The following is a 19376-nucleotide window of genomic DNA, read 5'->3' on the forward strand; positions in this document are numbered from 1 at the left end:
TGATGTGGCGATCAGTCCAGGTAGTCGCGCAGCACCTGCGAGCGCGACGGGTGGCGCAGCTTGGACATCGTCTTCGACTCGATCTGGCGGATGCGCTCACGCGTCACCCCGTAGACCTTGCCGATCTCGTCCAGCGTCTTGGGCTGCCCGTCGGTGAGGCCGAAGCGCATGGAGACCACGCCCGCCTCGCGCTCCGACAGGGTGTCCAGGACGGAGTGGAGCTGCTCCTGGAGGAGGGTGAAGCTCACCGCGTCGGCCGGCACGACCGCCTCGGAGTCCTCGATCAGGTCACCGAACTCGCTGTCGCCGTCCTCGCCGAGCGGGGTGTGCAGCGAGATGGGCTCACGGCCGTACTTCTGGACCTCGATGACCTTCTCGGGGGTCATGTCGAGTTCCTTGGCCAGTTCCTCCGGGGTGGGCTCGCGGCCCAGGTCCTGGAGCATCTGGCGCTGGACGCGGGCCAGCTTGTTGATGACCTCGACCATGTGCACCGGGATGCGGATGGTGCGGGCCTGGTCGGCCATGGCGCGGGTGATCGCCTGCCGGATCCACCAGGTCGCGTACGTGGAGAACTTGAAGCCCTTGGTGTAGTCGAACTTCTCGACCGCCCGGATCAGACCGAGGTTGCCCTCCTGGATCAGGTCGAGGAAGAGCATGCCGCGGCCGGTGTAGCGCTTGGCCAGCGAGACCACGAGGCGGAGGTTGGCCTCCAGCAGGTGGTTCTTCGCCCAGCGGCCGTCCTCGGCGATGATCTCCAGCTCGCGCTTGAGCTTGGGCGCGAGCTTGTCGGCGGCCGCGAGCTTGTCCTCGGCGAAGAGGCCGGCCTCGATCCGCTTGGCGAGCTCGACCTCCTGCTCGGCGTTGAGCAGCGGGACCTTGCCGATCTGCTTCAGGTAGTCCTTGACCGGGTCGGCGGTGGCGCCGGCGACCGCGACCTGCTGGGCAGGCGCGTCGTCCTCGTCGTCGTCGGAGAGCACGAAGCTCTCGGACTCCGGCTTCTCGGCGTCCTCGTCGCCCTTGCCGGGCGCGACGTCCTCGAGTGCCTCGTCCGGCTCGACCGCCTCGTCACCGGACCCGGCGGACTTCTTCGCCGTCGCCTTCTTGGCCGGTGCCTTCTTGGCAGCCGTCTTCTTCGCCGCGGTCTTCTTCGCGGGCGCCTTCTTGGCTGGGTTCTCCGCCTCCACCGATGGCTCCACCGTGGTCTCGGCCTCGGTCACCGCCTCCGGGGCGGGGGCCTTGGGCGCTACGGTCTTCTTGACAGGGGCCGCCGTCTTGGTGGCGACCGTCTTGGTGGCAGTACGCTTCGCCGGACTCTTGGCTGCGACGCTCTTGCGGGTGCGCTTGGGCGCCTCTGCCGCGGTCACCATGAGCGTCACCCCCTCCTCGTCGAGGACCTGGTTGAGGCTGCGCAGAACGTTCTTCCACTGGGTTGCCGGAATCTGGTCCGCTTCGAACGCCCGACGCACATCGTCGCCGGCGATCTGGCCCTGGGCCTTACCCTGCTCGATGAGCGCCATCAGAGACTCGGATTCGGCGATCTCGGACGGGAGCGTACGGGATGTGCTGGCCGACACGAACAACCTCTCGGAACGATGGGAACGACTGAGTGGTACCGCACAGCGACTCGGCGTCAGTCCTGATGCCGAATATTCGGTTGAACATTGCGTGTGCGGCGGCCACCTCTTAAGTCATCGCACTGCCTCGCCAAGCGTTACGCCAAGCTTACGTGGCCCGAGTCACACCCCATAACACGCTTATACATACCAGAGTGGGACATCACATACACGTGGAGCCGCCGCCGACTCCCGGATCGGGGTCCGCGGCGGCGCCAGATGCAGGTCAGTTCTTCTCTCGCGGCGCCGGGACGACATGGTCGGCGGCGGGCGCCGGGACCGGCTCGGCCGAGGCGGCCAGCAGTTCGCGCATCGCCGCCTCGGCGGTGCCCCCGTCGCCCTCCGCGAGCGCCTCGACGATCCGCTGGTGCAGACCGACCGAGGTGTCCCCCGGACGCTCGCACCCGGTGGCGAGGCCGCCGGAGACGTGCAGGGCGGCCGACACGATGCCGGACAGGTGCTCCAGCATCCGGTTGCCGGCCACCTGGAGCACCAGGGTGTGGAACTCGGCGTCGGCACGGGAGAAGGTGAGAGCGTCACCCTGGGAGCTGGCGTGCGCCATGATCTCGGCCATGTCGGCGAGCCGCTGCTGCACGTCCTCCCGGCCGTGGCCGGCCGCGAGCCGGGCGGCGACCGGCTCGATGGTCGCGCGCAGTTCGAGCAGTTCGCGGCGCTGGTCGTCCCGATGGGGTCCGAAGGCGCGCCATTCGATGATGTCGGGGTCGAGCAGGTTCCAGTCGCTGACCGGACGGACCCGGGTGCCGACGTTCGGCCGGGCGCTGACCAGGCCCTTGGCCTCCAGCACGCGCAAGGACTCGCGCACCACGGTGCGGGAGACCTCGAAACGCTGGCCGATCTCCTCGGGGACCAGCGGGCGATCGGCGCCCAGGTCACCGGAGACGATCATCTGACCGAGCTGCTGGACGAGTTGGCCGTGCAGACCCCGGCCGCGGCTGCCTCCGGCACGGCGGCCGACCCGGCCCATGTCGGGCTCGACCCCTTCCCAGGCGTTGAGCCCGGGACGGTCTCCACCGGGGGCTTCGGGGTACGGATAGCGATCGAGCTCGCCCGAACCGGCAATGCCGGAGTCGGCAGAACGGGCCGCGGTCATCATGGAATGCGCAAGGGTACTCACGCATCCTTTGTCGGCGATGCCGAACCCGGCCTTGAGGGCTTTGCTGAAAAGCACACGAAAGGGTGAGCACTCATCACCTGATCATTGACGTCTTTTCTGGAGGAATCACCCCTCGTCCCCGGGAAGCGGCGCACTTCCTCCGGTGGGCACCGCAGTTGACCGCCGCCCTTGCCGCCGCCCGCGCAACGCGCTTGCCGCGAAGGCCGCAACAAGCACAACCAGCAGCAACACCAGCCCCAGGAAGAGGGGTTGCCCGGCGAAGCGCAGCGCCTTGGCCACGCCCCCGCCGCCGCCCTGCGACACTCCGCACACCACCGACCACAACGCCCCGCCGGCGTCGCCGAGTTCCTTCAGCTGCGGCCCACCGAGCAGTGCTCGTACGGCCGGTACGGCGAGCAGCGGCACCGCGAGCACCGCGGACACACCGAGCGCGGTGGTACGGAAGACCGCAGCGGCCAGCACACCGGCCCAGCAGCACCCGACCGCCAGCGCGGCGCTCCCGGCCAGCGCGGCGGGATGGGCCCAGGGGTCGGGCACGCGGCCGCGGGCGGTGAGCAGCCTCAGTACGCCGACGTCGACGGCCGTGGCCGCGGCGGTGAGCAGCAGGGCGGACACCGCCCCTACGACAAGTTTGGCGCCGAGCAGCCGGGAACTGCGCGGCTCGGGACCATGACCGGGCGCGAGAGCGGGATAGCGGAACTCCTGGCCGTAGCTGAGCGCACCGAGCAGTCCGGACCCGATCGCCGCGGCAGGCAGCGGCAGTTCGGGGGCCCAGCCCGACAGCACCCGCAGCACCGAGGTGTGCGCCACACCGGCCCGGGCGATCAGCACGCCGGCGAGCGCCGAGCACAGCAGTGCGCCGAACACGGTGGGCCAGGGCGTGCGCACCCCGAACGCGCGCCGGAGCTCGTAGCGGATCGGCCGGACCGGACCCGGGCGGCGCCCGACCCGCCGGGGCTTGCGGCGCTCGCCGCGCTGCCGCGGCAGGGCGGACTGCGGCACCGCGGGCTGCGGCGGCTCGGCCTCGGCCCGGGTCCGGTCGAGCCGGTCCGCCGAGGTGTCGGCCAACTCGTGCAGCAGGATGCCGTGCCGGTAGGCGGTCTCGCCCACCGCCGCGGAGGTCGTGCCGTACACGGCGATACGGCTGCCGCTCGCGCTGACCACTTCGGCGCCGTCGTCGCTGAGCAGTGCCGCCAGCCGCTGGGCGTACGGCGACCGGACCGCCACGTACGGCCGCATGCGGCTGCGCGCGAACTGCGCCGCCGCCTCGTCGGCGACGAGCCGGCCGCCGTCCAGCGCGAGTACGCGGTCCGCTGTGCGGGCCAGCGCGCCCGCGTCCCGGCCCGCGAGCAGCACAGCGCCGCCTTCGGCCGCGTGCCCGCGCACCAGTTGGTGGACCCAGGCGGCCTCGCGCGGCGGCAACTCGTGCGCGGGGTCATCCAGGATCAGGGCCCTCGGGCGGGAGAGCAGCGCGACGGCGAAGCCGAGCCGGCGGTCCATGGCGAGCGAGTGCGTGTCGAGCCGTTCGTCCGCGACCGCGTCCAACCCGACCAGTTCCAGGACCTCGTCGGCGCGCGAGAGCGGCAGCCCGTGGGCGGAGCAGAGCATGCGCAGATGTCCGCGGGCGCTGCGGCGGGGGTGGCCGGGGACGTCCCCCAGCACCGCGCCGATCTCGTCGGTGGGGCGGGCCAGTTCGTGCAGGGGGCGGCCGTCGACGAGGGTGGCGCCACGGCCCTGCTGCACCCCGAGCAGGAGCCGGAGCGCGGTGGACTTGCCCGCACCGGCCGGTCCGAGCAGGCCGGTCACCTCGCCCTCCCGCACCTCGAAGGTCAGGTCGGCGACGGCGGGCGGGGTGTTGCGGCGGGACAAGCTGGTCAGTCCGATGGCCTGGATCACCCCAGCACCATAACGCCGAAATGACCAGCAAAATGGACAAAACCCCCGAAACTACACCTCTGGTCGGAGCATCGGCGGATTCAGCAGCGCGGCGCCACCCGCCCTGAACAGCTGCGCCGGGCGCCCACCCTGACGTGTCGTCGTGCCCCCGGTCGGCACCAGGAACCCGACCGTCCCCGTCACCTTCCGGTGGAAGTTGCGCGGGTCGAGCGCCACGCCCCAGACCGCCTCGTAGACCCGCCGCAGCTCGCCGACGGTGAACTCCGGCGGGCAGAACGCCGTGGCCAGCGAGGAGTACTCGATCTTCGACCGGGCCCGTTCCACCCCGTCGGCGAGGATGCGCCCATGGTCGAAAGCGAGCGGCGCCGCCTCTCCCAGGTCCTGGCCGTTGTCCGTCAGGAGCGTGTCGACCGGCGCCCAGCGGGCGCTGCGCGCGTCGCCACCGGCACGGGGCGCCGGCAGGTCCGGGGCCAGCACCAGATGCGCGACGCTGACCACCCGCATCCGCGGGTCGCGCTGCGGATCGCCGTACGTGGCGAGTTGCTCCAGGTGGGCACCGCTTTGAGCGTGCAGACCCGTCTCCTCGGCCAACTCGCGGGCCGCCGCCTGCGAGAGGTCCTCCTCGTCGCGGACGAAACCACCCGGCAGCGCCCATCGGCCCTGGAACGGAGCCTCTCCCCTGCGCACCGTGAGCGCGCACAGCGCGTGATGCCGAACCGTGAGCACCACCAGGTCGACGGTGACGGCAAAGGGCGGGAAGGCCGACGGGTCGTAGGGCGACATGACGCGATCCTAGTCGTCTCCCTGACGATAAACAGCCGGATCGGCGATCTTGACAGCCGGCCGGCGGAGATTCCCGTCCGCCGCCCGTCGCGCCTCCCCCGCTCCGCCCGCCGCCGCCTGCGCCCGACGGCTTCCCGGTGGCGTGCGGCGCGGTGTCCGCGCGCCGCGGGCCCGCCGGAAGCACACGAGCTGTGCGGCTGCTCACCGGCGGGTCCTGCTGCGGCGGCCCTTGGGCGCGCGGTGGGCGGGGCCGCGGCCGGCCGGACCGATCGGGCCGCGGTGCAGCGCGGCCCTTCCGAGCACCCGTTTGCGCCGCTCCTGGCGCATGCTGCGCCGCAGCAGCTCGGGGTCCAGGCCCTCGTTGACGGAGGTGTGCAGCAGCCGGGCGAAGGTGTAGTCCGGGTCGAGGTCCAGCGCCATCCGCAGGGCGACCCGGGCCTCGGTCTCGTCCCCGGTGGACCAGGCGACCCAGCCGGCGAGGGTGAGCGGAGTGGCCGCATGGTCCTGGTAGGGGCCGACGCAGCGCCGGGCCAGCGCACGCCACAGCCGCACCGCCGCGTCGGCCTGCCCGGGCTCCGCCCACTCCGCGGCACGGTCGCGGACGGCCTTGTCCTGGAGGCCGAGGATCATGACCGCCGCCTCGTCCTCATCGAGGAGAGCGTCGTCCTGCTCGTCGGCCCGGACCGGTTCGTCGAGCCGCGGCGCGGCCCGGAACCTCTCCAGCGCCGCACGGGTCAGCCCGAGTGTGCGGCGGCGGGCTTCCTCGACGCGGTCGCCGGTCAGCATCCGCGGCAGCAGTTCGGCGCACGCGATGTCGAGCGCGACCTCCTGTTTGTGGTGGTCGTCGGCCGCCGACGGCCGCAGCCGCGCCTCGATGTCCCGCAGCGGGCCGGGCACCGGCAGCCCGACGGACGCGGCGGTGACGGCCATTTCGGTGCTGCCCGGCGGTGGGAGGGCGGTGCCCTCGGCGGGCGACGGCGTGCGGTCCGGCAGGCAGTAGGACCACCAGCGGCCGGCCGACACGCACAGCGCCTCGATCACCGGCACGTCCAGTTCCCCGCAGGCGACCCGCAGCCGCTGGGCGAGCGGGCGCAGCCGCTCCACCACGTCCGACGGCCGCTCGCCCTCGGCCGGGTCCTGGCAGAGGAAGACCACGGCCGCGTCGGGGCGCCCGGTCCGGCGGGTGCTGTTCCGCACCAGGCACTCGGCGAGGCGGCCGGCGCAGACCGGCCACTCCTCCGGGCTCTCGGGCAGGGCCACCCGCAGCCTCCCGCCGAAGCGGCCGTGCTCGCCGTGCAGGGCCACGAGGACCAGGCTGTCGGTCGGTTGGAAACCGAGCAGATAGGGCAGCGCGTCCGCCAGTTCTCCGGGGCCGCGCAGCGTGACCTTGACCTCCGTCGGGCGATCCGATGACTCTCCGTGCTGAATTTCGTCGCTCTGTGTCATGACTCGACGATGACGCATCGCCCGGCCTTCCCGCGGCCGACCACCCGTTCGGCTGTGGACAACTTCCGGGCAGGACGTCCGCACGGCGCCCGGACCATCCGTCCTTCGGGCCCGGCGATCAGCCCGCCGCGGCGAGGACCAGCGGAAGGACCGGCCCGCTGCCCGCCTGCCGCAGCAGCCGCGCGCAGACCGCGAGGGTCCACCCGGAGTCGGTCGAGTCGTCCACCAGCAGGACGGAACCCGGCGACGCCGCCAAGGCGCCCGCCAACTCCTCGGAGACCGTGAACGCTCCGGACAGTGCCTTCAGCCGCTGCGCGGAGTTGCTCCGGCGTGCGGCGTGCGCCCCGTTCCCGCCGGTGTACGTCAGGCTGCCCAGGAACGGCATGCGGCCGACCGATGCGATCCCCTGGGCCAGTGAACCGACCAGCTGGGGGCGGGTGAGGGACGGAACGGCGACGACACCGACCGGCCGCGCCGGGGCGTCCGGCGCACCGGATGACCATCCCCCGGCGGAGCGGGCCCAGTCGGCCAGCACCGCCACGGCGGCACGCAGGACCTCGTCGGGCACCGCGACGTCGGGCGCGTCCTCGGCCAGCAGCGGCCGCAGCCGGTTGCCCCACCCGATGTCCGACAGCCTGCCCAGGGCCCGCCCCGTCGAACACTGCTCCTGGGCCGGGATGCGGCCCTTGAGGTCGACGCCGAGCGCGGCCATCCCGGTGGGCCACATCCGCCGCGGCTCGACCTCCACTCCGGGCCGGTCCAGTTCCTTGGCCGCACCGGTCAACGCGCCCGCGGAGACGGCCGCCTCGATCCACGCGCCCGCGCAGTTGTCGCAGCGGCCGCAGGGAACCGCGCCCTCGTCGTCGAGCTGCTGCCGCAGGAACTCCATCCGGCACTGGGTGGTGCCGACGTAGTCGCGCATGGCCTGCTGCTCGGCCGCGCGCTGCCGGGCCACCCAGGCGTAGCGCTCCGCGTCGTAGACCCACTCGTCGCCGGTGGACGCCCAGCCGCCCTTCACGCGCCGGACCGCGCCGTCGACGTCCAGCACCTTCAGCATCGTCTCCAGCCGGCCGCGCCGGAGGTCCACCGCCGCTTCCAGAGCAGGTACGGACAGCGGCCGGCCCGCGTCGGCGAGGGTCGCGAGGGTCTGCCGGACCTGTCCCTCGGGCGGGAAGGCGGTGTCGGCGAAGTAGCGCCAGATCGCCTCGTCCTCCCTGCCGGGCAGCAGCAGCACGTCGGCGTGCGCGACACCGCGCCCGGCACGGCCCACCTGCTGGTAGTAGGCGATCGGCGAGGACGGAGAGCCGAGGTGGACCACGAAGCCCAGGTCCGGCTTGTCGTACCCCATGCCCAGTGCCGATGTCGCGACCAGCGCCTTGACCCGGTTCTCCTGCAGGTCCATCTCGGCCTGCAGCCGCTCGGCGTTCTCCGTCTTCCCGGTGTACGAGGCCACCTCGAAACCGCGCTGGCGCAGGAACGCGGTCGCCTCCTCGGCCGCGGCGACCGTGAGGGTGTAGACGATCCCGGAGCCCGGCAGCTCCTCGAGGTGCTCCGCGAGCCAGGCCAGGCGGTGCGCGGCGTCGGGGAGCCGGATCACGCCCAGCCGCAGGCTCTCCCGTTCGAGCGTGCCCCTGAGCACCAGCGCCTCGCCGGCGCCGGTGCCCAGTTGCTCGGCCACGTCGGCGGTGACGCGCGCGTTGGCGGTCGCGGTGGTGGCCAGCACCGGTACGCCGGTCGGCAGCTCGGCGAGCATCGCCCGCAGCCGGCGGTAGTCGGGCCGGAAGTCGTGGCCCCAGTCGGAGATGCAGTGCGCCTCGTCGACCACCAGCAGACCGGTCGTGGCCGCGAGCTCGGGCAGCACCTGGTCGCGGAAGTCGACGGAGTTGAGGCGTTCGGGGCTGACCAACAGCACGTCCGTCTCCCCCCGCTCCACCTCCCCGTAGATCGTCTCCCACTCCTCCGGGTTGGCAGAGTTGATCGTCCGCGCCCGGATGCCGGCGCGGGCCGCCGCCTCGACCTGGTTGCGCATCAGAGCCAGCAGCGGGGAGATGATCACCGTGGGACCGGCGCCGCGTCGCCGCAGCAGCGCCGTGGCGACGAAGTACACCGCCGACTTGCCCCAGCCGGTGCGCTGGACCACGAGCGCGCGCCGGCGCTCCTGCACCAGCGCGGCCACCGCCTGCCACTGGTCCTCCCGCAGCCGCGCGGCGCCCTCCGCGGCGCCCACCAGCTCGGCAAGGATCAGATCGGCCTCCGCGCGCAGCTCCTGGTTGCTCATGCCCCCATGCAACCCCACAGCACTGTCATCGTCCCAATCCCCACCCCCAGGGACGGACCGTCCGACACCGCGGGTCCGGAGGCGGCCACGGCGGGCGACGGGGGTGCCGCCCCCGGTTTCCGCCGCGTTCCCGCTGGTCCCGGCAGTGCGCGGCCGAGTCGATCATCCGGGTGGGATCTATCCGGCGGACGTTGCCATACCGGTCGTTGCCGCCAATTGCCCGTTGCCGCAAGGCAGTACGAGAGGAAGAATTGGCCGTGGATTCCCGATCGGCTCTCCGAGCCCCTTGACCGGCGTGCGCCCGCGCCCGGTCCACGGGTGCATCCGCGAAGGGAGGACCGTGACCATCGGGTTCGTTCCTGAGACCTCGTCCGCCGGTTCCCCCCGGGTGTCGCGCAGCATGGAGCCGGCCGAGTGGGCCGGCAGCGGTGTGCCGATGCTGGCGAGCCCGCGCGATGTCATCAAGGACCTGCACGCCAGACACCTGCCCACGCCGTCGACCGCGGTCGTCGCGGTCTACGACCCGGACGGCAGGATCAGGGCCAGCGCCTCGTTCACCGGCCGCGACGGGGTGCTCGACGGGTGGGAGCGCCGCAACGCCCTGCTCTCCCACCTGCGCCGGGTCATCCCGCACGACCTGCGGCTCCGCCACCCCGTACGGGTCGCGGTCCTCATGGTGTGCCGGGAGGGCGGTCCCGGGTGGACCGCGGAGGACGGCGCCTGGATGTGGGGGCTGCGCGACGCCTGCACGCTGCACGGGCTGCGCTGCGGGTCGTACGTCACCCTCACCGACGACGGCTGGAACGTCATCGGCGAGAGCCGCGCCGGCCGTACCCCCAACGCCCACTCCGCACCCGCCCGGTCGGCGAACCCGCCGGCGCACGCCCCGCTGCCGCAGGACGCCCCGATGGCCGGGCGCCGGGCGGCCGTGCGCTGAGCCCGGCGGAAAGCTCCCGCGACAGGGCGAGACCGCGGCAGGGACCCGGCCGGAAAGGCGCGGGGCCTTCCTACCGCGGCCCGGCCGAGCGCCCGTTCAGGCGCTGGCGCCGAGCAGTCCGTTGATCCGGGCAGGGTCGCCGCACACGATCAGCAGCACACCGGCACGGGCCAGTGCCCCCGCCAGCGCACGCGACATGCCCTCGTCGTCACCGCCGTTGAGCGCGACGACCACGACGGGGCGACCGGTGGCCCGGTCGGCGCGGATGTCGGCGTAGAACACGTCGTCGGCTGCTTCGTGCTGCGCCCAGTAGGACGCCTCGCCGAAGGACAGCTCGTGCGCGGCCCACGGGTGCTGCTCGCCCGCGGTCAGCACCAGGATCTCGCCGGGCGGACGCCCGGTGTCCAGCAGCAGGTCAACCGTTTCGTCGGCCGCGTCGACCGCACCGGACTCCGGCGCGGGGATGAGCTGGATCTGGGCGGACGCGCTCTTGGCGGCGGGCTGTTGTGCGGAGGGGGCGGCGGGCGGCGCGGCCGGGGTCACCGGTCCGCTCTTGCCCGCGGGCCGGTTGGGTCCGGGACGGCCCGGACCGACACCCGCGGCCGCGGATTCCCTGGACGGCGTGGGGCGCGGAGCCGCGGGTCGCGGCGGGCCGGGGACTGGACGGGGGGTCGACGCACTCCGGCCGGCGGCCGGAGCAGTGCGGGGACCCGGGACGCTCTCGTGAATCTGAGGCTCCTCGGGGGTGAGAGGCATGAGTTGATGTCTATCAAACGCGCTGTGGATGCGCAGCGGGGGGTGGCGCCCGAATCAGAAATCGAAACCGAGTTGTTCCCCTGTGTCGGCGTCGTTCCGCACCTTCTTGAGGTGCTGCCAGCGCGGCATCGTGTCCAGGTACGACCAGGACAGCCGGTGCTGGGAGGTCGGGCCCAGTTCCTCCAGTGCCGCACGGTGCACCGGTGACGGATAACCGGCGTTGTCCGCGAACGCGAACGGGGTGTATTCCACGCCGAGTTCGGCCATCGCGGTGTCACGCCGCACCTTGGCGATCACGGACGCGGCCGCCACCGCGACACATGACTGGTCGCCTTTGATGACGGTCCGCACCTTCCAGGACCCGCCCAGGTAGTTGTGCTTGCCGTCCAGGATGACCGCCTCCGGCCGCTCGGGCAGCGCCTCCAGGGCGCGTTCCGCCGCCAGCCGCAGTGCCGCCGTCATCCCGAGGCCGTCGATCTCCTCGGGGGACGCCTGGCCGAGCGCGTAGGACGTCACCCAGTCGGCGAGCAGAGCCGCGAGCTTGGTCCGGCGCTTGGGCGTGATCAGCTTGGAGTCGGTCAGCCCCTCGGGCGGCCGCCGCAGTCCGGTGACCGCCGCGCACACGGTGACGGGTCCGGCCCAGGCGCCGCGGCCCACCTCGTCCACACCTGCGACGGTGCGTACGCCGAGGGTGGCGCGCATCGAACGCTCGACGGTGTGGGTGGGTGGTACGTACGGCATGACGCAGTCAGCGTACCTCTCGGCAACGTCCCGCCCATAGAGGGGTGATCGGCCGGCAATGGACGCCTGGTCCCACGTGTCCCTCAGGACACTCCGGCCCACTGCGGTAGCGGTTCGGTACGCCGTGTCCAGGTCGCGGGCGGCGCACCACCGGGGCGGGCGGCGACGATGCCGCCGACGATCGCGCAGTTGGTGTCCACGTCGCCGCCCACCCGCGCGGTGGTCCAGAACGCCCGCTCGTAGTCGTCGAAATGGCGCGCGGCGGCCCACAAGGCGAAGGGCACTGTGTCGGGGGCGCTGGTGCGGCGGCCGCAGCCGAGGACCGCGGCGACGGTCGCCGCGTCGTCGTAGTCCAGCATGCTGCGGGCGCGTTCCACCCCTGCGCGCACGGCGCTGCGGGGCAGCAGGTCGAGCACCGAGCCCAGGAACGCGTCCGGGGTGCCGGGACCCGCCGGTCCCGCGGCCAGTGCGGCGGCGACGGCCACGGCCACGGCGCCGGCCACGGCCTCCTGGTGCCGATGGGTGGTGACGGCGGAGGCCGCGGCCTGCCGGGCCGCCTGCTCGGGGTCGTCGGCGTACCAGGCGCCCAGGGGCGCTATCCGCATCGCCGCTCCGTTTCCCCAGGAGCCCTGCCCGTCGAACAGCCCGGCGGCGAGTTCGCGCCAGTCGCCGTTCTCCTGCCGGATCAGCCGCAGCATCCGGTTCACGGCCGGACCGTAGCCCCGGTCGAAGTCGTGGTGCTCGGCGAAGGACCGGGCGAGCGCGTCCTGGTCGATCCGGCCGTGCGCCATGAGCACGGCCAGCACCGAGCAGGCCATCTCGGTGTCGTCCGTCCATGCCCAGGGTCCGGGTGGCAGTTCGCCGCTTTGGAGGGCGGGGCGGTTGGCCGGTACGAAGAACTGCGAGCCGAGCGCGTCGCCGACCGCGAGGCCGCGCAGGCCGGCACTCGCCCGTGCCAGGCGTTCGGCGTCCATGCCCGCGTAGGAGGCGGCAGCCGGGCCGGAATCGGAAGCGGGCGGGTCCTGCTCGGGGGTGGAATCGGGGATCATCGTGCTGGAGCCTTGGGAGTCATCCGAGGCATCGTACTGGTGTGCCCGTCCGACGCCAGGGTGCGGCACGAAGCAGCTCCGGGTGGTGGCGCCCAGGCACACAGGGCGCGGGGTGGAGGCGGTCTTCGCCGCCGCCGTCACTGCAGGCCGCCGCCGGGCGGGCAGGGGGTGCCCCAGCGCTCGAACGGCCGGTCCAGGATGTAGCGGCCCGAGGGCTGCCGCAGGAGCATCCGGGTCTCGGCGTTGGACGGGTTGGACAGCGTCTCGAACTCCTCGACCGTCCAGTGGAACCAGCGCATGCAGAACAGCCGCATCGTCAGCCCGTGCGTGACCAGCAGGACGTTCGGCGGGAAGTCCGGCTTGTCGAAGGCCCGGTAGAGAGTCTCCAGGAACGCTCCCACCCGGTCGTGGACGTCGGCGCCGCTCTCCCCCATCGCGAAACGGTAGAAGAAGTGGCCGTAGGCGTCGCGGGCCTTGCGCTGGCGCTGGATGTCCTCCTGGTCCTGCCAGTTGCCCCAGTCCTGTTCGCGCAGCCGGGGCTCCTCGCGCGCCTGTGCCAGCGCCGGGTCCAGGCCCAGCTCCTCGTAGGTGTGCCAGGTGCGCCGGTACGGGGAGACGAACGCCTGCACCCGCTCCCCGCCGAACACCTCGCGCAGACGGGCGCCGGCCCGCGCGGCCTGCCGTCGGCCGTTGGCGGTCAGCTCCAGGGCGTGGTCGGGCACCCGTTCGTAGATGCTGTCGTCCGCGTTGCCCTGGGACTCTCCGTGCCGGATGAGCACGATGCGTTGAGGACGTCCCATACCGGCCAGCCTATTGCGCCCGCCGGCCCGGCGCCTTTCCGCCCCCCGGACCGCCCGGACCGGTCCGAGCGGGCCTCGCGCTCAGACCGTCCACTCCGGCACCACGTCCACCACGTCGCCGGCCACGGACAGCACGTCGGCGTCCAGCCCGGCGCGCTCGGACAGCCGCTCGACGGCCCCTTCCCGGTACTTGCCGTGCTCCGTGGCCGAATCCCACATCGACAGCACCAGGAAGTCGTCCGACTCCCCCCGGCCGAAGGCGCCGCGCAGCATCCCGGGTGATCCGGCCATGGCCGGGTTCCACACCCGCTCCTGCATCTGCGTGAAGTGCTCGACCCGCTCCGGCCGCACCTTGCACAGCGCGACCCTGAGCAGATCGGTGTCGGCGAAGAGCGGCTCGAAACCGACCTTCACATCCAGCTGGTGTTCGAACAGCCGCACCGCGAGCATTTCGTACGTGCCCTGCTGTCCGGCGACGAAGCCGCCGTGCGGGCCGGCCATGAAGGCGTCGTACGCGCTCCGGCCGTCCCAGAACCCGAAGATGTGCGCCACTCCCGGCTGGGCGCGGCTCCAGCCGCCGCCCTGGCCGAGGAACCCGGGCTGCTGCCGCAGCGCCGCCCACCGCCGTTGTCCCCGGTCGAATCCGGGCCGATCGACGACCCCGCAGCGTATCCACTTGACCAACACCGCGCCATCGTAGTCGCGCCGGGCGCCCCAGCCGTCGTATTCCGGCTGCGCACATGCCGGCGGCGTCTCTGCGGGCCCGCCCCGGGGCCGCGAACGACACGCGAAGGGGCGCCGACGGAATGTCGGCGCCCCTTCGCGCTGCTCTCAGCGCGGCTCAGCCGTCCCTACCGGAGGTCACGGCAGATCGGCAGATCCGCCTTCCAGCTCAGCTGCAGCCGCTGGTGGAGCCGCAGCCCTCGCAGAGGTAGCAGCTGCCGGCGCGGCGCATCTTGGTGCCGCAGGAGAAGCACAGCGGCGCGTCGGCGTTCAGACCGAGCTGGATCTCCAGCAGCTCCGTGGAGTTGTGCGCCTCCTTGGGAGCCGGGGCCTCCGCGGGAGCCGCGGGCTTGGCCGCCGACAAGGGCTTGGGGGCCTCCACGTGGCGCGGCGCGGACTGCGCCAGGCCCTCGACGTCGACGTCGTCCTCACCGGCTTCGTAGGAGCCGGTGTCCAGGTGCCGCTGACGCTCCTCGGCCGAGTGGATGCCGAGCGCCGAGCGGGTCTCGAAGGGCAGGAAGTCCAGCGCCAGGCGGCGGAAGATGTAGTCCACGATGGACTGCGCCATCCGCACGTCCGGGTCGTCGGTCAGGCCGGCCGGCTCGAAGCGCATGTTGGTGAACTTCGAGACGTAGGTCTCCAGCGGGACGCCGTACTGCATGCCGACGGAGACGGCGATGGAGAAGGCGTCCATCATGCCCGCGAGGGTCGAGCCCTGCTTGGACATCTTCAGGAAGACCTCGCCGAGCCCGTCGTCCGGGTAGGAGTTGGCCGTCATGTAACCCTCGGCGCCGCCGACGGTGAAGGAGGTGGTGATCCCCGGGCGGCCCTTGGGCAGGCGCTTGCGGACCGGGCGGTACTCGACGACCTTCTCGACCTGCGCGGGAAGTGCTTCCTCGGTGCCGGCGTCGGCCGTGGTGTCCGGCTTCTTCTTCGCCGACAGCGGCTGGCCGACCTTGCAGTTGTCGCGGTAGATCGCCAGCGCCTTCAGGCCGAGCTTCCAGCCTTCGTAGTAGACTTCCTCGACCTCCTCGACGGTCGCGGACTCCGGCAGGTTGACCGTCTTGGAGATGGCACCCGACAGGAAGGGCTGCGCCGCGGCCATCATCCGGACGTGGCCCATGGCCGAGATCGCGCGGTCGCCCATGGCGCAGTCGAAGACTTCGTAGTGCTCGGTCTTCAGGCCGGGCGCGTCGATCACGTTGCCGTGCTCGGAGATGTGGGCGACGATCGCCTCGATCTGCTCTTCCTGGTACCCCAGGCGCTTGAGCGCGACCGGGACGGTGTTGTTCACGATCTGCATCGAGCCGCCGCCGACCAGCTTCTTGAACTTCACCAGCGCCAGGTCGGGCTCCACGCCCGTGGTGTCGCAGTCCATCATCAGGCCGATGGTGCCGGTGGGGGCGAGCACCGAGGCCTGGGCGTTGCGGAAACCGTTCTTCTCGCCGAGGCGGATGACGTCCTGCCACGCCTCGGTCGCCGCGGCCCACACCGGGGTGTCGAGGTCGTCCATGCGCTTGGCGACGGAGTTGGCGTCGGAGTGCTGCTTCATGACGCGCTTGTGGGCGTCGGAGTTCCGGGCGTAGCCCTCGTACGGGCCCACGACCGCGGCCAGTTCGGCGGACCGCTTGTAGGAGGTGCCGGTCATCAGCGAGGTGATCGCTCCGGCGAGCGCGCGGCCGCCGTCCGAGTCGTACGCGTGGCCGGTCGCCATGAGCAGCGCGCCCAGGTTCGCGTAGCCGATGCCGAGCTGGCGGAAGGCGCGGGTGGTCTCGCCGATCTTCTCCGTCGGGAAGTCCGCGAAGCAGATCGAGATGTCCATCGCGGTGATGACCAGCTCGACGACCTTGGCGAAGCGCTCCGCGTCGAAGGTCTGGCGGCCCTCGTCGTCGTGGCGCAGGAACTTCAGCAGGTTGAGCGAGGCGAGGTTGCAGCTCGAGTTGTCCAGGTGCATGTACTCGCTGCACGGGTTGGACGCGGTGATGCGGCCGCTCTCGGGCGAGGTGTGCCAGTGGTTGATCGTGTCGTCGTACTGGATGCCGGGGTCGGCACAGGCCCAGGCGGCCTCGGCCATCTTCCGGAACAGCGACTTGGCGTCGACCTGCTCGATGACCTCACCGGTCATCCGGGCGCGCAGGCCGAACTGCCCGCCCTTCTCGACGGCCTTCATGAACTCGTCGTTGACGCGGACGGAGTTGTTCGCGTTCTGGTACTGGACGGAGGTGATGTCGTCCCCGCCGAGGTCCATGTCGAAGCCGGCGTCGCGCAGCGCGCGGATCTTCTGCTCTTCCTTGACCTTGGTCTCGATGAACGCCTCGACGTCGGGGTGGTCGACGTCCAGGACCACCATCTTGGCGGCACGGCGGGTGGCGCCGCCCGACTTGATGGTGCCGGCGGACGCGTCGGCGCCGCGCATGAAGGAGACCGGCCCCGAGGCGTTGCCGCCGGAGGAGAGCAGTTCCTTGGAGGAGCGGATGCGGGAGAGGTTCAGGCCGGCGCCGGAGCCGCCCTTGAAGATCATCCCCTCTTCCTTGTACCAGTCGAGGATCGAGTCCATCGAGTCGTCGACGGACAGGATGAAGCAGGCGGAGACCTGCTGCGGCTGGGCGGTGCCCACGTTGAACCACACCGGGGAGTTGAAGCTGAACACCTGGTGCAGCAGCGCGTACGTCAGTTCGTGCTCGAAGATCTCCGCGTCCGCGGGGCCGGTGAAGTAGCCGTGCTCCTCGCCCGCCTTGCGGTAGGTGAGCACGACCCGGTCGATCAGCTGCTTGAGGCTCTTCTCGCGCTTCGGGCTGCCCACCGCGCCGCGGAAGTACTTGCTCGTCACGATGTTCACCGCGTTCACCGACCAGAAGTCGGGGAACTCGACACCGCGCTGCTCGAAGTTGATCGATCCGTCGCGCCAGTTCGTCATGACGACGTCACGGTGCTCCCACACCACCTCGTCGTACGGGTGCACGCCGGGGGTGGTGTGGATGCGCTCGATACGCAGGCCCTTGCTCGCCTTCGACCCCTTGGTGCGTGAACCGCGTGCCGGGCCGCTCGTCGTCTCTGTCATTCCGCCTCCCAATATGGGCAAACGCCCTGATGTGCGCGGTTCTTCCCCGCAGCACCGTGTGTTGTCTGCCGCCTCGGCGCGCTGGCGGCGCCTCGGCAAATCCGTGTCCCGGCGCCGGTCAGTCGGCGGCCGCGGGCGCGGGGACCCCGAGGTCCTCGTCAAGCCCGCCGGGAGTGGTGGGTGGGAGCTGCTCGCGCAGCTCCGTGATGGCCCGCTCGAAGTCGTCGAGCGAGTCGAAGGCCCGGTAGACGCTCGCGAAGCGCAGGTAGGCGACGAGATCGAGCTCCTGGAGCGGGCCGAGTATGGCCAGTCCCACGTCGTGCGTCGACAGCTCGGCGCTGCCGGTGGCCCGGACCGCCTCCTCGACCCGCTGGCCGAGCAGCGCGAGGGCGTCCTCGGTCACCGGGCGGCCCTGGCATGCCTTGCGCACGCCCGCGATCACCTTGGTGCGACTGAAGGGCTCCGTGACGCCGCTGCGCTTGATCACCATCAGCGAGGCCGACTCGACGGTGGTGAAGCGCCTCCCGCAGTCGGGACACTGACGCCGGCGTCGGATCGCGGCACCGTCATCGGTGGTCCGGCTGTCGACGACGCGGCTGTCGGGGTGTCTGCAGAAGGGGCAGTGCACGGTCTTCCACTCCCTCCCTCACCCGCGGTGAGCGCATGGCGAACAAGCTCCGACGGGTTCCTGCCGGAACCTGCGAGAGCAGCCTCAAGCATAGGCGATGGCGGTGGCACAGGAGCCACGGGGCCTGCTTGGAAACCACAACTTGTGGTGGCCGGGCCCTATCCAACCACTAGATCTGGTGGCGCCGCACCAAGGGGTGCCATCCGCGTGTCGCGCCGGGGCCGGCGGCCACGGAGGGCGTTCGCGGCGCGCCGGAGCGTACGGGGACGAATCCGCGGGGCGCTTTCCAGGACACGGTGCGAGACTGGGCCGGCCGGAATCCGCGGACCCGACCCGATATCGAACGACGTTCGATCGTCGCCTCGGCCAGATCTCGCGAGCCTTCGAGTCGGCATGGCGGCAGCGGAGTCGGATTCGAACTTCCATTCGATCTATACACCCGGTACCTTGATCACGTCAGCGGATTTTTGCTAATTCACTCGAACGTGTGTTTGGCGCAACCTTTCGAAACCCACTACCGTTGTACTAACTGCCCGCACGCGGAGACGGGCCGACCGCAGTCCATGCGGTGGAGAACAACTCGAAAGGGGCCGCCGTGACCACCACCGCAGAGAGCGCCACCGGCACATTGCCCGCCCATGACCGCTCCCCGGACGGAATCGGCCCGTTGGACGTCGCGAACGAAGACAGCAGCCCCAAGCCGGCACGCGCGCTGCCCGGACGGCCCCCGGGAATTCGCGCCGACAGCTCGGGGTTGACCGAGCGTCAGCGCCGCGTCATCGAGGTGATCAGGGACTCGGTGCAGCGCCGCGGTTATCCGCCGTCCATGCGCGAGATCGGCCAGGCCGTCGGCCTGTCGAGCACGTCCTCGGTCGCCCACCAGCTCATGGCGCTGGAGCGCAAGGGCTTCCTGCGCCGCGACCCGCACCGGCCGCGCGCCTACGAGGTCCGCGCGTCCGACGCCGGCCACGCGCAGCCCACCGACACCACCGGCAAGCCGTCCGCGTCCTATGTGCCGCTGGTCGGCCGGATCGCGGCCGGCGGCCCCATCCTCGCCGAGGAGTCGGTCGAGGACGTCTTCCCGCTGCCGCGCCAACTCGTCGGGGACGGCGAGCTGTTCGTGCTCAAGGTGGTCGGCGACTCGATGATCGAGGCGGCGATCTGCGATGGCGACTGGGTCACCGTACGGCGCCAGCCCGTCGCCGAGAACGGCGACATCGTGGCGGCGATGCTGGACGGAGAGGCGACCGTCAAGCGCTTCAAGCGGGACAACGGCCACGTCTGGCTGCTGCCGCACAACGCCGCCTACCAGCCCATCCCCGGCGACGAGGCCACGATCCTCGGCAAGGTCGTCGCCGTGCTGCGCCGGATCTGACGCAGGGTCCCCGACCACGGGGCACGGCCGGACATCGGCCGACCGGGGACGCGACCAAGGCCCGGGAGACCGCCACCGCGGTTCTCCGGGCCTTTCCCACGCCTCGGGCACCTTGGCAGCCGCGGACGCCCGTGCGGGGGGACAAGGACCACACA

Annotated in this window: 15 protein-coding genes; 2 read left to right on the forward strand and 13 right to left on the reverse strand. The window is 71.8% G+C overall.

Annotation, left to right across the window (positions count from 1 at the left end; translation table 11 throughout):
* Positions 1-11 precede the first annotated feature (11 nt).
* From AC3EVP_RS14740 to AC3EVP_RS14765, 6 genes are all read right to left on the reverse strand, one after another.
* Positions 12-1574, reverse strand: coding sequence for an RNA polymerase sigma factor (locus AC3EVP_RS14740; RefSeq protein WP_335978954.1), 1563 nt, complete (start codon positions 1572-1574; stop codon positions 12-14).
* A 265-nt stretch (positions 1575-1839) separates the two neighbouring features.
* The gene (locus AC3EVP_RS14745; RefSeq protein ID WP_435130211.1) at positions 1840-2748 is read right to left on the reverse strand and encodes a FadR/GntR family transcriptional regulator; all 909 of its coding nucleotides are present in this window, start codon (positions 2746-2748) and stop codon (positions 1840-1842) included.
* Positions 2749-2853: 105 nt separating this feature from the next.
* The gene (locus AC3EVP_RS14750) at positions 2854-4644 is read right to left on the reverse strand and encodes an ATP-binding cassette domain-containing protein (RefSeq protein WP_435130214.1); all 1791 of its coding nucleotides are present in this window, start codon (positions 4642-4644) and stop codon (positions 2854-2856) included.
* Positions 4645-4695: 51 nt separating this feature from the next.
* Positions 4696-5427, reverse strand: coding sequence for an NUDIX hydrolase (locus tag AC3EVP_RS14755; protein ID WP_435130217.1), 732 nt, complete (start codon positions 5425-5427; stop codon positions 4696-4698).
* Positions 5428-5628: 201 nt separating this feature from the next.
* Positions 5629-6873, reverse strand: a complete 1245-nt coding sequence (locus AC3EVP_RS14760; protein WP_435130220.1) for a DUF4192 domain-containing protein — start codon at positions 6871-6873, stop codon at positions 5629-5631.
* A 118-nt stretch (positions 6874-6991) separates the two neighbouring features.
* Positions 6992-9151, reverse strand: a complete 2160-nt coding sequence (locus AC3EVP_RS14765) for a RecQ family ATP-dependent DNA helicase (RefSeq protein ID WP_435130223.1) — start codon at positions 9149-9151, stop codon at positions 6992-6994.
* A gap of 340 nt (positions 9152-9491) precedes the next feature.
* On the opposite strand from AC3EVP_RS14765, the gene AC3EVP_RS14770 reads away from it, so the two are divergent.
* Positions 9492-10088 (forward strand): hypothetical protein, encoded by a 597-nt coding sequence (locus AC3EVP_RS14770; protein WP_435130226.1) that lies wholly within the window; start codon positions 9492-9494, stop codon positions 10086-10088.
* A 96-nt stretch (positions 10089-10184) separates the two neighbouring features.
* Here AC3EVP_RS14770 and AC3EVP_RS14775 read toward each other — a convergent pair whose 3' ends face one another.
* The 7 genes from AC3EVP_RS14775 to nrdR all read right to left on the reverse strand — a co-directional run bounded on the left by AC3EVP_RS14775 (position 10185) and on the right by nrdR (position 17846).
* Complete coding sequence (locus AC3EVP_RS14775; RefSeq protein WP_335978944.1) at positions 10185-10844, reverse strand: hypothetical protein; 660 nt, start codon at positions 10842-10844, stop codon at positions 10185-10187.
* 54 nt (positions 10845-10898) lie between these two features.
* Positions 10899-11585 carry a ribonuclease HII gene (gene rnhB, locus AC3EVP_RS14780; protein ID WP_335978943.1) on the reverse strand — a complete coding sequence of 229 codons (687 nt, stop codon included), beginning with the start codon at positions 11583-11585 and terminating at the stop codon, positions 10899-10901.
* An 83-nt stretch (positions 11586-11668) separates the two neighbouring features.
* Positions 11669-12559 (reverse strand): ADP-ribosylglycohydrolase family protein, encoded by an 891-nt coding sequence (locus AC3EVP_RS14785; RefSeq protein ID WP_435130247.1) that lies wholly within the window; start codon positions 12557-12559, stop codon positions 11669-11671.
* Positions 12560-12771: 212 nt separating this feature from the next.
* Positions 12772-13434 (reverse strand): phosphoglycerate mutase family protein, encoded by a 663-nt coding sequence (locus AC3EVP_RS14790; RefSeq protein ID WP_335978941.1) that lies wholly within the window; start codon positions 13432-13434, stop codon positions 12772-12774.
* 81 nt (positions 13435-13515) lie between these two features.
* Entirely contained in the window at positions 13516-14121 is a 606-nt protein-coding gene (locus AC3EVP_RS14795) for a YdbC family protein (protein WP_335978939.1), read from the reverse strand.
* Positions 14122-14326: 205 nt separating this feature from the next.
* Positions 14327-17218 (reverse strand): vitamin B12-dependent ribonucleotide reductase, encoded by a 2892-nt coding sequence (locus tag AC3EVP_RS14800; protein ID WP_435130231.1) that lies wholly within the window; start codon positions 17216-17218, stop codon positions 14327-14329.
* A gap of 118 nt (positions 17219-17336) precedes the next feature.
* Positions 17337-17846 (reverse strand): transcriptional regulator NrdR, encoded by a 510-nt coding sequence (nrdR, locus tag AC3EVP_RS14805; protein ID WP_335978935.1) that lies wholly within the window; start codon positions 17844-17846, stop codon positions 17337-17339.
* Positions 17847-18441: 595 nt separating this feature from the next.
* On the opposite strand from nrdR, the gene lexA reads away from it, so the two are divergent.
* Positions 18442-19221 carry a transcriptional repressor LexA gene (gene lexA, locus AC3EVP_RS14810; RefSeq protein WP_335978934.1) on the forward strand — a complete coding sequence of 260 codons (780 nt, stop codon included), beginning with the start codon at positions 18442-18444 and terminating at the stop codon, positions 19219-19221.
* Positions 19222-19376: the final 155 nt, after the last annotated feature.

The sequence above is a fragment of the Actinacidiphila sp. bgisy144 genome, from assembly GCF_057708105.1.